The sequence below is a fragment of the Petrocella sp. genome (assembly GCF_059865615.1).
Genome location: NZ_JCBCDA010000057.1, coordinates 1 through 14099 on the forward strand (window position 1 = coordinate 1; position 14099 = coordinate 14099).

Annotated in this window: 20 protein-coding genes; 15 read left to right on the plus strand and 5 right to left on the minus strand. The window is 35.6% G+C overall.

Features of this window, described 5'->3' with window-relative positions; genetic code table 11:
- The first annotated feature begins 178 nt into the window (after positions 1 to 178).
- The 6 genes from AC6F8J_RS06660 to AC6F8J_RS06685 all read left to right on the plus strand — a co-directional run bounded on the left by AC6F8J_RS06660 (position 179) and on the right by AC6F8J_RS06685 (position 2602).
- The gene (locus AC6F8J_RS06660; protein WP_500721950.1) at positions 179 to 493 is read left to right on the plus strand and encodes a cupin domain-containing protein; all 315 of its coding nucleotides are present in this window, start codon (positions 179 to 181) and stop codon (positions 491 to 493) included.
- A 160-nt stretch (positions 494 to 653) separates the two neighbouring features.
- On the plus strand, positions 654 to 788 hold the full coding sequence (locus AC6F8J_RS06665; RefSeq protein ID WP_500721951.1) for a NifB/NifX family molybdenum-iron cluster-binding protein: 135 nt from the start codon (positions 654 to 656) through the stop codon (positions 786 to 788).
- Positions 739 to 1404, plus strand: a complete 666-nt coding sequence (locus AC6F8J_RS06670) for a 4Fe-4S binding protein (RefSeq protein WP_500721952.1) — start codon at positions 739 to 741, stop codon at positions 1402 to 1404. Before AC6F8J_RS06665 ends, AC6F8J_RS06670 begins: the two co-directional genes overlap by 50 nt.
- A gap of 45 nt (positions 1405 to 1449) precedes the next feature.
- On the plus strand, positions 1450 to 1806 hold the full coding sequence (locus AC6F8J_RS06675; RefSeq protein WP_500721953.1) for a NifB/NifX family molybdenum-iron cluster-binding protein: 357 nt from the start codon (positions 1450 to 1452) through the stop codon (positions 1804 to 1806).
- Positions 1807 to 2051: 245 nt separating this feature from the next.
- Positions 2052 to 2246, plus strand: a complete 195-nt coding sequence (locus AC6F8J_RS06680; RefSeq protein ID WP_125137548.1) for a helix-turn-helix transcriptional regulator — start codon at positions 2052 to 2054, stop codon at positions 2244 to 2246.
- 2 nt (positions 2247 to 2248) lie between these two features.
- A complete protein-coding gene (locus tag AC6F8J_RS06685) occupies positions 2249 to 2602 on the plus strand; it encodes a DUF6773 family protein (RefSeq protein ID WP_500721954.1) in 354 nt (117 codons plus the stop codon).
- Positions 2603 to 3194: 592 nt separating this feature from the next.
- Here the strand turns inward: AC6F8J_RS06685 and AC6F8J_RS06690 are convergent.
- The gene (locus AC6F8J_RS06690; protein ID WP_500721955.1) at positions 3195 to 3848 is read right to left on the minus strand and encodes a stalk domain-containing protein; all 654 of its coding nucleotides are present in this window, start codon (positions 3846 to 3848) and stop codon (positions 3195 to 3197) included.
- Between the two features lie 95 nt (positions 3849 to 3943).
- Positions 3944 to 4144 carry a hypothetical protein gene (locus tag AC6F8J_RS06695; RefSeq protein ID WP_500721956.1) on the minus strand — a complete coding sequence of 67 codons (201 nt, stop codon included), beginning with the start codon at positions 4142 to 4144 and terminating at the stop codon, positions 3944 to 3946.
- 132 nt (positions 4145 to 4276) lie between these two features.
- Here AC6F8J_RS06695 and AC6F8J_RS06700 point away from each other — a divergent pair, with 132 nt between their 5' ends.
- The 4 genes from AC6F8J_RS06700 (at position 4277) to AC6F8J_RS06715 (ending at position 5519) form a co-directional block, all read left to right on the plus strand.
- Complete coding sequence (locus tag AC6F8J_RS06700; protein ID WP_500721957.1) at positions 4277 to 4567, plus strand: nucleotidyltransferase domain-containing protein; 291 nt, start codon at positions 4277 to 4279, stop codon at positions 4565 to 4567.
- A complete protein-coding gene (locus AC6F8J_RS06705) occupies positions 4564 to 4887 on the plus strand; it encodes a HepT-like ribonuclease domain-containing protein (protein WP_500721958.1) in 324 nt (107 codons plus the stop codon). The genes AC6F8J_RS06700 and AC6F8J_RS06705 overlap by 4 nt, the downstream gene beginning before the upstream one ends.
- 228 nt (positions 4888 to 5115) lie before the next feature.
- Positions 5116 to 5289, plus strand: coding sequence for a VOC family protein (locus AC6F8J_RS06710; protein WP_500721959.1), 174 nt, complete (start codon positions 5116 to 5118; stop codon positions 5287 to 5289).
- Positions 5268 to 5519 carry a VOC family protein gene (locus tag AC6F8J_RS06715; RefSeq protein WP_500721960.1) on the plus strand — a complete coding sequence of 84 codons (252 nt, stop codon included), beginning with the start codon at positions 5268 to 5270 and terminating at the stop codon, positions 5517 to 5519. The genes AC6F8J_RS06710 and AC6F8J_RS06715 overlap by 22 nt, the downstream gene beginning before the upstream one ends.
- Here the strand turns inward: AC6F8J_RS06715 and AC6F8J_RS06720 are convergent.
- Entirely contained in the window at positions 5509 to 6552 is a 1044-nt protein-coding gene (locus tag AC6F8J_RS06720) for a GNAT family N-acetyltransferase (RefSeq protein WP_500721961.1), read from the minus strand. The genes AC6F8J_RS06715 and AC6F8J_RS06720 overlap by 11 nt on opposite strands.
- A gap of 344 nt (positions 6553 to 6896) precedes the next feature.
- On the opposite strand from AC6F8J_RS06720, the gene AC6F8J_RS06725 reads away from it, so the two are divergent.
- A complete protein-coding gene (locus AC6F8J_RS06725; RefSeq protein WP_500721962.1) occupies positions 6897 to 7460 on the plus strand; it encodes a hypothetical protein in 564 nt (187 codons plus the stop codon).
- Positions 7461 to 7486: 26 nt separating this feature from the next.
- On the opposite strand, the gene AC6F8J_RS06730 is transcribed toward AC6F8J_RS06725, so the two are convergent.
- Both AC6F8J_RS06730 and AC6F8J_RS06735 read right to left on the minus strand, forming a co-directional pair.
- Positions 7487 to 8041, minus strand: a complete 555-nt coding sequence (locus AC6F8J_RS06730) for an NAD(P)H-dependent oxidoreductase (protein ID WP_500721963.1) — start codon at positions 8039 to 8041, stop codon at positions 7487 to 7489.
- A 75-nt stretch (positions 8042 to 8116) separates the two neighbouring features.
- Positions 8117 to 8560: a MarR family transcriptional regulator gene (locus AC6F8J_RS06735; protein ID WP_500721964.1), complete on the minus strand. Its 444-nt coding sequence runs from the start codon at positions 8558 to 8560 to the stop codon at positions 8117 to 8119.
- A 315-nt stretch (positions 8561 to 8875) separates the two neighbouring features.
- On the opposite strand from AC6F8J_RS06735, the gene AC6F8J_RS06740 reads away from it, so the two are divergent.
- From AC6F8J_RS06740 to AC6F8J_RS06755, 4 genes are all read left to right on the plus strand, one after another.
- Positions 8876 to 10546, plus strand: coding sequence for an ATP-binding protein (locus tag AC6F8J_RS06740; RefSeq protein WP_500721965.1), 1671 nt, complete (start codon positions 8876 to 8878; stop codon positions 10544 to 10546).
- A 36-nt stretch (positions 10547 to 10582) separates the two neighbouring features.
- Positions 10583 to 11776, plus strand: coding sequence for a chromate efflux transporter (chrA, locus tag AC6F8J_RS06745; RefSeq protein ID WP_500721966.1), 1194 nt, complete (start codon positions 10583 to 10585; stop codon positions 11774 to 11776).
- An 81-nt stretch (positions 11777 to 11857) separates the two neighbouring features.
- Positions 11858 to 13669, plus strand: a complete 1812-nt coding sequence (locus AC6F8J_RS06750) for a glycerophosphoryl diester phosphodiesterase membrane domain-containing protein (protein WP_500721967.1) — start codon at positions 11858 to 11860, stop codon at positions 13667 to 13669.
- Positions 13670 to 13829: 160 nt separating this feature from the next.
- Complete coding sequence (locus AC6F8J_RS06755) at positions 13830 to 14081, plus strand: hypothetical protein (RefSeq protein WP_500721968.1); 252 nt, start codon at positions 13830 to 13832, stop codon at positions 14079 to 14081.
- The last annotated feature ends 18 nt before the right edge of the window (positions 14082 to 14099 follow it).

Genomic DNA, 14099 nt, shown 5'->3' on the forward strand with positions numbered 1-14099 from the left:
GAATTGTTAATTAACATATACGGTTAAGGCGTCAAAACTATATAGTTGAACTTTCACCTACCATATGTAGTTATGAAAGTATCAACGTAATCTACATATGGTAGGCGAATTTAGTGAAACTTAGTTTTGACCCTTTAACCATATACTAAAAGAAATAAGACTAAGAAAGGTGATTAAAATGATTGAACAAGTTTATAACATGACCCATGGAAACGATCGTACGATAGAAAAAGTCATTCAAGATGAGAATGTGCATTATATCCACATGGTATTCAAGAAAGACGAAGGTTTGCCGGAACATTTCGCTAATTCCAATGTGTATATGACAGTACTTCGAGGTACATTGTCTATTGGATTGGATGATCAAGACATTAATCGTTATGGCGTATATTCCATACTAAAAATTCCTGTTAAGACAAAAATGAACGTTAAGAATCTAGATGATGAAGTCTTAGAACTTATTGTATTAAAAGCCCCAGCCCCTCAGAATTAAAAATAAATAAGAACTAATAGAAAAAGCCGATTGAAGTCATTCTTCAATCGGCTTTTTCTATAAAAGTTTTAATACAAAGATAAAGTTATTGACATATGTCAAATACGGCGTATAATAAGAACTGTAAATGACATATGTCGATAATCAAGAGGAGGACACTATGAAAATTGTCATACCAGTAGATGAGAACAATAGAGAAACAGGTGTGTGCATATCTTTTGGACGTACACCTTATTTCTGGATGTATGATACAGAAACAAAAGAAGATATATTTCTTACATGGGAGTTATGTTGAGGACGGTTACCATGTAGATGCCTTTGCTTGTGAAGGATGCAGTGTTTGCGAGATGGTGTGTCCGGCGGAGGCGATAACCATGAAGCCGGCTGTGGCAGGTGCCTTAATGCTATATACTCAAGATGGTAGTGTGTTCTCTACAGCACAACTAAAAATGGGTAGTGGGACTTCGGGTATGTTGGTTACAAAAGTAAAAAAACAAATGAAGTCAATCGACGTGGAAACAGATTTTGCTATCATTGACGGCTCCCCAGGGATTGGTTGTCCGGTTATAGCTTCCCTTAGTGGGGTGGATATGGTACTCATTGTAACTGAGCCTTCTATATCCGGTATCAGCGACATGGGGAGCATTCTTAAAACCATTGAAAAATTTGGAACAAAGACAGCCGTATGTATCAATAAATATAATACGAACCTAGAAAATACAGAGAAAATACAAGACTTTTGCAAAAAAGCAGGTCTACCTTTTATTGGGAATATTCCTTACGATTCGGAAGCAGTAAAAGCGATTAACATGGGACAGACCATTGTGGATGTTGAATGTGAATCCGGTAAGGCTGTTAGGGTTATTTATCAAAAGACCAGGGCGCTACTTTTTAAAGAAGAAGTTAAATAAATAAAGATGAAACAAAACCAAAAACAAGAAAAAAAGGAGAAAAAAATGATTAAGATTGCAATTGCAAGTGAAAAAGACGTGGTAACGGAACATTTTGGACATTGTATTAATTTCAATATTTTTGATGTGGAGGGCGATCAGATTGTTAAGACGGAATCCATACCTAATCCTGGACATAAACCCGGTTTTCTACCCAATTTTTTAAATGATCTGGGTGTCAATGTCATTATATCTGGCGGCATGGGTGGTGGTGCTGTGGATATTTTTAATGAAAAAGGTATTGAAGTTGTGGTCGGCGCAAGAGGCAGTGCCAGAGTGGTTGCAGAAGCCTATTTACAAGGCGCACTTAAGTCAACCGGTTCCATTTGTCACGAACATCAGCATCATGATGAATGTGTGTAATACTATAATTATACACCAAGCTATTAGATCAAATACACTTAAGAGTGGTTTTTGCTTTTAGGTGTATTTTCTTATTCCCTAGGAGAGTATGTGCTATGTTAATGCGTTGAAGTGTTGCATAGCTTCTTTTCTTGTTCAAACTGATCAGGTTTTTACCAAAACAATTATTTTTACCATTTAATACAATATATACTTTACATTTTGAAATGTATATATTACAATATGTAATGTAAAGGAGGCTTATTATGAAAAATAAACGCATGAAAATAGCTCGAATGGAATGGGATATGAAACAAGAAGATTTGGCAAAAAAAGTTGGTGTAACAAGACAAACAATTGGACTCATAGAAGCTGGAGACTATAATCCAACACTTAATCTTTGTATCGCAATTTGCAAAGCATTGGGTAAAACACTAAATGATTTATTTTGGGAGGAATAAAAATGAAAAAAACAAACATTCAAGATGAGAGGATTATATCCTTAAGAAGAAAAATACAAAGTGATGCATTTGGGGTCTTATTTGTGGGGCTACTGATCTCGATATTACTACAAAAAATTATGTTTAATGCACCATTTTCTCAGTATGCAGCCGAGTTCATCCTTCTCATGGTATCAGCAATTTATGTAGAGGGCAGAAACATTGTCGTAGGTAGTGGCACTTATAGTGTTAATCTCAGCGGACAAACACTTGTTATGATACATAGCCTTGTATCCGGTTTGGCCATTGCTGCGATCTCAACGACATTTAATGTCATAAATCATGGCGTAGAACAAATGGGAGGCATTGGTGGCTAAGTAATAACGACATTGATAACCTTTGCTTTTGGGGCCTTGTTATCGTTTATTGTGTTCCAATTACTATATATGATCAATAAGAAAAAGCAAAAACAAATCGATGAGAAGTACTTAGATGCAGATGAATAAGGTCTATAACCTAAATCTAATCATTATTTAAGCATTCCCACATTTGCTTCTAAAGATGGCAAGTTAATATTATATCAAAAGTGATGTTAATGATGAATCAAGAACTGAAAGTTGAGAATGGGATGTACTAAAACTACGGTTTACGGTCAGTGGTATATATCAAGATATCACCTATGGTGGAAAAACCGCCAAGATAAACTTTGATTTCAAGGAGAATAATGTAGAAGCTTATAATGTATTTCTTGATCTTAGAGCGGGCGTTAATATATCTAAGTCGTACAAAAAGAATTTGATATGGATGATGACAGGGATAAAGCGTTAGAGATTTGGTTAGAAGAAATGGAATTTTGACCATTTAACCATATATTTGGGTATAAAAACTACGTGTCTAAGCTTTCATATATGTGTATGAGAGCATCAAGAACACGTAGTTTCAACCCTTGAGCCATGTTATAAGATTGATTTAGTAAATGATGTAACCAGGGGTTTGAGGGGGTAAACTTAAAGTGGAGAAATTTGGAGAGATGACTTTAACAGCATCGTTTTCTTGAATGTCGATTTGAAAGATTGTGGTCTTCTCTGAAGTGTGAATGACAATACGATTAGCATGGTCTTTCTCCTCAAAATCTTGGACTATTGAAAAGCTTAAGTTACCCCAATCATCAGAAGTAATCTCCTTTATGAAACCAGCATGAAAAGTAGGCTCTGATTGGGTCACTTTTAGGGTTTCATTTTCCATTTCAATACCTAAACTTGTAATTTCAGATAGAAATTCTATTGGCACCCATGTATGTCCATCTAAAATAATAGGTGCACGACTTAGAGCCCAAGGTGCCATTTTTTGCTTGAAATAGGCATTTTCACCAATAGCGACGGAGGTCCATAAGGGACCTTTTGATAAATCCACACGTTTGCTAGCTTCATGCCAAATGAACTGATAACCAAAAGCCTCAAGGGTTTTTCTTAGGGGTATCATCGTGATGCCCTCGATAACCTGTGTTTTTGCAGAAACCGATATTGGTGTTTCATTGTTAGGATGAGACTCGGCATATGCACGTGTAAAGGTACCAAGACTCATGCAGGTGACAAGTAATAAAAGTGTACTGATTTTTTTCATAAGATGCTCCTTTATATTATTATTTATTTGGAAAGCGCTACTTTCCCATTTAGGCCTAATACATAAATTATGACGATGAATAAAGAAATAGGTTCTCAAATTATGTGGATTGTATTGCAACTGTAACATAATCGTTCTATAACCAAAAGCATCATGTAAAGCATCTGTAAATCTGTTCTAGTGTAGGTTGGAATAAACCCTCCCCCCGTTACTGCGTAAAAATTCATATGCCTTAGCCCACCAATGATTTCATAACTCGTAAAAGCTTCTCCTAATCTTTTTTCAAAGACCGCCATATTTGTAAAACTTGATGCTCTTCTGATACATTTTTGTTTATTTATATCCTGGGCCTCCCTTGAGGCTCTTTTATTATCTTGATATGGTTGTATATGTATTATATAATCAACTAAAGGAAGGGAGTGATTCCAATGCTACTGAGCGAATTGCGAAAGAAAAGACAAGAAATACTCAAAACCGTGACAAATAATAACGGTAGCCAAGTGAAGGTATTCGGCTCTACTGCGAAAGGTATGAGCACAGAGAATAGTGATATTGATTTTCTTGTGAAGCTTAACGATAATGCATCGTTATTTGACCTTATAGAAATCAAGATTGAACTTGAGGAATTGCTTGGAGAAAAGGTGGATGTTGTTTCAGAGAATGGCTTGAAAAACAATGATATCGGCAATGATATCAGAAAGAGCGCGATTGCCATATGAATAGAGATAATGTATATGTTCAACAAATTCTTGATGCAATCAGTAAGATTGAAAAGTATACCCAAGGTGGTATAAATGAGTTTCATAATGAAATGATGGTGCAAGATGCTGTTATTAGAAATATTGAAATCATTGGTGAAGTTACTAAGCGGATTTCTTTAGATTTTAAGAGCAAATATCCAGAGGTACCATGGCGACAGATGGCAGGTGTCAGAGATGTTTTAATTCATGATTATAACAGCATAGATGTAGCAATAGTTTGGAACGTTGTTGTTAAAGAGTTACCAAATATCAAAGACATACTTGGTCATATTAAATAGGACAAGGTATTAGATCTTTGTATATCGGAAGCAAATCAGAAGAATAGTGAGTCAGAAATGAGTTTTTGTAAATTGGATGCAATATGAATTGATTTCAAGTATGGCTTCACAACAAGCAAAGAAGCTCGTCTTAGTTGTGACCCTTTAACCCATAATGAGATTAATACTCAATTGAAACTTTAATATGCAGGCGCCATCGAATAAGATGGTAAGATAGGAGATGAAGATATGGCAATACAAGCATATGTTAATTTTAGTGGTAATTGCCGTGAAGCGCTAGAATATTATGCAAAAGTGTTCAAGACAAAAGAACCTGAAATTATGACCTATGATGAAATGCCGCCTAATCCGGATTTTATTGTATCTGAAGAAATGAAGAATTGGGTACTACATACGAGCTAGAGATTAGCGGCAGTACAATTATGTTTTCTGATGTTTTTCCTGGTATGCCCCTTGTTGTTGGTAATGATATAAGTTTGACGATGATAACAGATGATGAGACAGAGATTCGCGATGCTTTTGATCAGTTAAAAGAAGAAGGTCGTGTTGATATGGAACTGGGTGAGACCTTTTGGAGCAAATGCTATGGCAGCGTCGAAGATAAATTTGGTATTTTTCCTATTATGGTATAAATAGTAGAGCCAAGGATAAGGCCAGCATTATGAAATAGAGTGCTTTATTCCATCGAAAAACCCTACCTGCACCAAATGATTCAAAAGGGTATAATGGTATTGAGAAGACAACCAATAGACTTGTTCCAATAGAATACATCCAATCTATTAAGGGTAGTAGCTCCATATCAAGTAAAGAAATTCCACCTACTAAAATCAAGAATAACCATTGAAGCATTGCTGTAATACCAAGAGCTTTTTTGAAATCTGAGCCACTTTTATACATCTTAGGGTACCAATTTCCTACAAGTGGCAAGATACCACCAATAATCGGAACCATAGCATGGATTAAAAACCCACCATCCATGGTTCTATATTGCCAGTCTTCCTTAAAAAACCGTGTTCCAATATAACCAAATATAATAATACCAAGAAGAAGTGCGAGTATGCCCAAAATTGATATAAGAAGATTGTACCCATGCATAAGGCCAATAAATGCAAATATTAAACTGTTGATACTTAAATAGGTTAACATCTGAGTTAATGAGTTTTCTTTTGAACTGGGGATACTTTGATCCCGCTTGGCAAGATAATATTCCATGCCCACTGCAACAAAAAGGGATGTACCGAAATAGTGCTTAAGAGCATTTACAATACCCAGTTCCTTTGTCATTTGATAAAAACTTAAACGTTTATAACCATTTTTTAAAAATAAACCCCAAGAGCCTACATTATCATCTTTAACAACCGCACTAACGTAATCACATCCTTCATCCCATAATAACTGAGTGGTTTCATGATATAGACGATTACCGACACCAAACCCCTGCATAGATGCATCAACAAAAGCAAAGTCAATATATCCCACTTTTTTCTCGCCAAATGTATAAAGTTTATATAAGACAGCTCCAACGATTCTGTCACCCTGTATGGCTACCAAGGCTTTTTTTGGCATAGGTACAAATAAACTTTCAAATCCCACAAAAGTTTTACGCCCTAAGCGTCTGACATCCACGGATTCCTCATTTTTCATAGCACGAATAGTAATATCCATAATAATCTGGTCTCCTGTCTTCAAATTAGTAAAATAAGTAATAGGATGTCATACGTGCAAAAGCATCCTAGATTCAAAGAGGTGTTAATGGCTTTCAAGCTATTTTCTATATTTTAACATTTTATGCACTTACTTTCCATTTCCCAATTATAGTATATTTTTTGAGCGGTGTGAATATGTCTCTATTCATATTTCCTTTTATCAAGGGCTACCTGATACCTATGTGTTTAACAATGAAAAACTTAGGTTGACAAAAAAATGAGATTCATGTACTATTTCAATAATACTAAATTTGAATATTAGGATAACTAGATATTCAGGCAACATGAAAGGATTTTTGACACATGAGAAAGAATGTACAGAATCAAATATTTTTTATTACAATCCTATTTTTTATTTTAGGCACTTTGCACATTAGTTTGGCATTACTAGGACTCATATGTTTTACATTGCCCTTTTTTCAATACTTTAAATATAAGGATAGAATATGGTGTAAAAACTATTGTCCCAGAGCAGGCTTGTTTAATGTCATCTTTGGAAAAATCGGTCTCAAGAAAAAAATACCGAATTGGATTAAAAATGGAAAAGGAAAACAAATGGTTCTATACTATTTTGGAATAAATCTATTTTTTGCAACCATGTCAACCATTATGGTTGGTCTTGGACGTATAGACCCTATCGATCATGTTCGCTTTTTAATCTTGTTTGAGATACCTTTTTCATTACCACAGCTATTAACGTATGCGGCACCCAGTGCCATCATTCACCTGGGGTACAGAATCTATTCCATGATGTTAACATCGACCATAATCGGTAGTGTATTGGCTTACTTATACTTACCAAGAACATGGTGTATGATCTGTCCTATTCAGACATTAACGACAAAAGAGGCTCCTAAGTTATCCTAGGAACCTCTTTATATTTTTGAAATATATTAACGTATTGCCTTTAAAGCACCACTCCATGCTATCAATTGATCCAGCATAGCTTGAACACTTTCCTCATGTCGTGAATCGGGTTTAAAATCAGAGAAATTCTCAAAATCTGTAAACAGAGATAACATGACTTGGTCACGAACATCAGCAATCTGAAGTTCAGCCATAATTTGTCTTAAGTGCTCAACAGCTCTGGTACCACTGGCTGAGCCATAGCTGACAAAGCCTGCAGCTTTATTGTTCCATTCAGCATAGATAAAGTCGATTGCATTCTTTAAGGCTGCTGAAATAGAATGGTTATACTCAGGTGTTACAAATATGAAGCCATCAAGTGAATTGATTTTTTCGGCCCATTTCTTAGTATGGTCCTTTGTATACTGGGCCATAGACGGTGGATATGGCTCGTCCAGTAAAGGTAGGTCATAGTTGGCGATATCAACTAACTCAAAAGCCACATCTTCTCTTTTGACAGCAATGTCATTGACCCACTTGGCAACGGCGCTTGCATTTCTTCCTGGTCTTGTACTTCCTATAATAATTCCTATTTTTAACATTATTCTTCCTCCTTATTAAGTAAATCACTAAGCATAAATTACTAATTAGTGATATATGTTGAATGATAATGGCCATTAAAGGCCATTAAGTTTCTTAAGTAATTGAAGTAACTGTTGCTTTTCGTCCATGGTTAGACGATGGAAAAAATCTTCCAGATAATGAAGGTGTGTCAAAAAAGCTTCTTCAATAATTTGGGCACCTTGCTCTGTCAAGGACACTTTGTAAGACCGTTTATCCTCATCATCCGGACTTTTCTTAATCCAGCCTTCTTTTTCTAAGTTCCGAATAACCACAGTCATATTCCCGCTTGTAGAAAGATTTTTATGAATCAACTCACAGATTTTTAGAGGACCAAGGTGGTACAAGGATTCTAAAACGCCAAACTGAGGAACAGTTAAACCATAAGTGTTCAAAAAAACTTGTAAAGTCCGGGTGAAGCTTAAGTACGTCCTTGATAAAGCCACAACTGATTTTAAATGTACATCGTTTTCATTGCCATAAGAGAATGTATTTATCATATAACCAATATATCACTAACTAGTAATAGTTGTCAAGTCTTTATTTTTTATGAAAATCATTTATCCGGGCAGGCAGCTTTTAATACGACATATCGTCGGAGAATGAGAATAATATCCGACAGTATGTCGTAAAACATACATGAATGGGTTGTATAATGATTGGATCATAAACATTGAAAATGTTGGTGATTGAGGATAGGGTTATTATAGTGTATAATTTCTATAAGTAGATGATAATAACAGACAAAAAGGATATCTTGAATGAGGGTTATTAGACCAATGAGAAGGCATATAACAAGAGAAATGTTCATAAATATGAAATTAGGTATAGGATTGCTTTTAGTGCTGTGCCTTTTTGCGCCTACTGGTTTGACCATTTATGGTGAAGCCATTTATTTCACCATAGATTCTTTAAATGAATATGAGACGATTATGTTAATCATTAATCCAGAAAATGGTGATATTCTAGCCAGCAGTAAAGGAGCTAAGATCTATTATGGTTATGAGAGTATTGATAGCATGAATATCAAATCAATTAATACTTTGTCGGAGGAAGAAGTAGATGAGGAAATGGACCATGCATATATGGAAAATCGGAATTTTTTCCATTTTCGTCATAGACTATCAAATGGAGAGATTAGAGACGTACATGTTAATTCTTATGCAATGATGCTAGATGGTGAAAATGTATTGGTTTCAAGAATAAGAGATGTGACAGAAGAGATTCATAATGAAGAAGTCAAGCAATTATACTATAGATTAACTATTTTTATGTTTTGCATTTTTGTAGCTATTCTTTCAATATTGATCTACAAGCTTGTTAAAGCCAAAAAAATAGCTGATGAGGCAAATTCAGCAAAAAGCAAGTTTCTTGCTAACATGTCCCACGAAATCAGAACGCCTATTAATGGAATGCTAGGATTTTTACAGCTCTTACAAGCCTATCCTATGAGTCAAGAACAAAAGGAACTAATCGATGGTGCGAAGGTGTCCTCCAATATGCTTCTTCATGTTGTCAACGATATACTTGATTTTTCAAAAATAGAGGCTGGAAAATTGCAGTTAGAGTATATACCTTTTAATCTTGAAAAAATGATTAAAGAATCTGTTTCCCTTTTCAAACCAAGCGCTGTTGAAAAGGGGATTGAACTCTTGATCCATCTTCAAAGTGGCTTACCATCTCGTGTTATTGGAGATCCTATGCGTCTTAGACAGATTTTGTATAACTTATTAAGCAATGCCATAAAATTTACCCATAAAGGTCAGGTTGAACTTCGAATAAAAGGTGTTATGGATAAGGACGAACAGATACATTTGACTTTTGAAGTTGAAGATACTGGTATTGGTATTGCGCCAGATAGTTTGGACCTACTTTTTGAGTCTTTTAATCAAAGTGATGTGTCGACAACAAGAAAATATGGTGGTACAGGGCTGGGCTTGACGATTTCAAGAGAGTTGGTCACCATGATGGGTGGAGAAATTCACGTAAATAGTCAATATGGAAAAGGCACGGTATTTACCTTCAACATAATCCTTCAATCAATAAATGAAGAGGGAGACCAAGACTGTAAAAAGGATATGGACGATACTTTGGAATTAAGCGAAGTCATGATTTCTCCTAAGAAACAACCGCGGATTCTCGTTGTTGAAGACAATAAAATCAATCAGAAGTTAATTGTGAAGATGTTGGCATCTAAGAACCTCGTATGTGATTTGGTTTGTCATGGTAAGGCGGCGGTGGAAGCCACCATTCACAAAACCTATGATATCATTTTTATGGATTGTCAAATGCCTATAATGGATGGGTATGAAGCTACAAAAAGAATCAGACAAATAGAAGATGGAAAACGACGTGCAAAAATCATTGCCATGACAGCCAATACGATGGAAAGCGATCAAAAGAAATGTATAGAAGCCGGTATGGATGATTATATCAGTAAGCCTATTGATTTCTATAGAATGATAAAAATTATTTATGAAAAATAGTTGGTTAAGTTATGTGACAGAGAAAGGATAACGCATATGAAAAACCCTCAAGAAAGAGAAGCGATTCGTCAAAAAGAGTTTTTGAAAGATGTGCTTGTTTGTTCCTTAGGTGCATATGGCGGACCTGAAGCCCATATGGGTGTTTTTATCGATCAGATGGTGGTGAAAAAGCATTACCTGAGTGAAGAAGAATTAATAGAGCTTATTGCCTTATGTAGCATTTTACCGGGGCCAACTAGTACACAGACCATTGTATCAATAGGCTATAAAACCGGTGGCTCTTTCTTAGCACTATTAACCATGTTGGTCTGGGCACTTCCAGTACTGATCCTCATGACACTTCTTTCGTTTTTATATCAGTTTTTTGAACAAATGAATTGGGATAAGGACAGTCTTCGTTACATCAGCCCGATGGCAGTTGGTTTTATCGTGATGGCGGCTTACCGTATCAATAAAAAGGTGGTGACAGATAAAATGACTTTTGTCATATTTCTGTTTGGTGCTATTGTAACCTATTTGATAAGGGCACCTTGGATTTTTCCACTTGTACTTATTGTAGGTGGTATTATAAGTGTGATAGTTAGTAAAGAAAAAGAACTATGGCAACGGGTAAAACTAAACCCTCCATGGGTTTACTTGGTTGTATTTTCTTCGATTGCCTTAGTTAGCATTGTTTTGACGTTAACTTGGGACAATCTTCTTGTGCACCTTTTTGAAAGCTTCTACCGTTATGGCTATTTGGTTTTTGGTGGTGGGCAGGTTGTGGTACCTGTTATGCATAGTGAGCTTGTACAAGTCAATCAGTATATGACCAATCAGGAATTTTTGACTGGGTATGGATTGGTTCAAGGCTTGCCGGGACCAATGTTTAGTTTTAGCGCATATGCAGGAGGGATGGCGGCTAGAGTGGGTGGCCCCATGATTCAGATTCTCGGTGCCATAGCCAGTGGTATAGGTATATTTCTACCAGGCTTGTTGTTGATTTATTTTGTCTATCCGGTGTGGGAGAATCTAAAGAAAATCAAAGGTGTTAAAGTTTCTATTAAGGGTATTAATGCTGTGGCAGGTGGCATGATTGGCGTGGCTGCAATCGTCTTAATGCAACAAAGTGGTTTTAGTTTGGAAAACATTATCGTTACGTTTCTGACGGTATTGTTGCTACTGACCAAGAAAGTACCAGCACCGCTTATGGTATTAACGTTTATAATTGCAGGTTTTCTTATCGGTTAGTTTAATATTATAGCAGAGCATCATTTTGTAGTTAGGTTATAGGATTAAAACCAAGTTTCACTACATTGGAAGGTGACATAAATGTTCTTGATGATCATCAATAGTTTAATGGATTTCCGTCGTTCATGGAGGAAATATATCGCTCTTGGATTGGGCTATCTATTGATAACGAGCTACTTGTTTGTACCGGGGTTGGCATATTTGTTTAACCGTCTATTGATTGTGTCAAAAACAGGGGTACTTCTTAATAGAGATATCTTCAAGATATTCCTAAACTATAAAAATGCATTGGGAATATTTTCATTAATGATTCTGGCGGTTGTATTCATATTAATTGAACTAGGTACATTAACGGTCATAGCTCATAAAAAATATTATAGTAAACCGATTCTAATTACGGAGGCGATGGCGACTACATTTCATGTGCTACCTCGCATTTTAGGCTATGGTTTCCTTTTGCTTACCCTTCAGTTTCTGGTGGTCATACCGCTTGTCAATCTTCCGGTTAAGCCCTTAATTTTCAACCAGATTAAGGTGCCGACATATTTCATCGAAAACATTATGGTATACAATTTAATAAAAGTTGTTTATTGGAGTGTCGTCTTCCTCTTAGCTTATTTTTTGCTGAGATGCATTTTTGTCTTCCATGAGATTCTATTGACGGGAAAAAGCACATGGCAGGCAATCCGGTCCAGCTTAAAACTAACAAAAAAATTACAAAAGGCTATAATATTTAAAATACTGATGTTGAACTTAATACTTTTTGGTTTATTGACAGGCATTTTAGCCATTATTTCTTTTCTATTGACAGGACTTAATACAGACGCTAACTATCAATTAAACCAGATTTTAACGACTTTATCAGGGTTTTTATTATGGATTTACACACTTATGATTTTTCCGGTTAATATCTTGTTTTTAACCAGACTTTATTATGAAGTAAAAAGAAAAGATGGTGCCATATACAAAGATTTTTTGAGACCAATCAGGTGGCCACTTATGTCTAGGGCAGAGTGTTATTTGAGAGATCAACTAAAGCCACGTCGTTATTTGTCAGCCTTTTTAGTAATATTAAGCCTCATAGTATCATTTTATATGGGTCATACCCTAAATCAAGATTTATTATATAAAGGCAGAGATATTGTGGTGGCGGCTCACAGAGGAAAAATCGGAAATTCACCAGAGAATTCTTTGTCAGCAATAGCATTGGCATTAGATTTGGGAGTGGATGTAATAGAATTGGATGTTCAATTAACAAAGGATCACGTTGTTGTTTTGCATCACGACTTGAATCTTAGAAAAATGGCAGGAATATCCAAACGCGTTTCTGAAATGACCTACAGCGAGTTGTTAGAACTTGATATTGGTAGTGGCATCTCTATAGATTATATGAATGAAAGAATACCAAGACTTGAAGATGTAATAACATTTATTGATGGTCGCGCTTTGATATTAATAGATATTAAAGCTTATGGGTATGAAGCGGAAATGGCAAAACTTATTGTTGAAATCTTGGAAGAGAAAAATGCAGTTGAAGCCAGCTACATTCAATCCTTCAATTACAAGGTGCTAAGTGAGATTAGGCAACTGGACTCGGATATTAGAATCGGTCAGATTATGTATTACGCAATTGGCAATCTTGACTTGCTGGATGTTGATTTCTACACGGTTCAAAAGGATATGCTAAGTCAAGAATTTGTGAAAAAGGCGCATCAGATGAACCGTGGCATATGGGTATGGACAGTGAACCGTGAAGCTGAGATTAAAAAGGCACTTCAGTTTGACATTGATGGCATTATTACTGCTAATGCGGAACTTGTCCAAGAAATACTTGGGTCAAATGTACCCTTAGAAGAAGTTGTATCCATTCATGACGATGAGACGAATAAATAGAAAAAGTATAAGAATATAGGATAGGACTATAATATTTTGATTTAAGAATATCGTAAGAAAAATATCAAGTTCTTTGACTATTTTGTATTATAGACTATGAATGAGTCAAGAGGAAAGAAGAGGTAAGTGTGTGTGGAGAAGATAAAGATACTTGTTTGTGATGATGGTAGGCGCAGTTTTCTTGGCAACCTGGGGTTTTTATCATATTGCGATTATGCAGGATGCATACCAAAGTGAACATTTTTATGAAACACAAGAATTTGAAAACAATTTAACACGATTGGTACATAACATCGTTGAAAAAGAACTGATTTTAACAGATGAAGCCAGTATTCTTGCTCTTGAAATATCTGAGGAAGAAAAGAGTGAAAAGGTAAGACGTTTAAGAAGAATTGAACAAAACTTAAAATAGGCATCAGATTTGGACTAT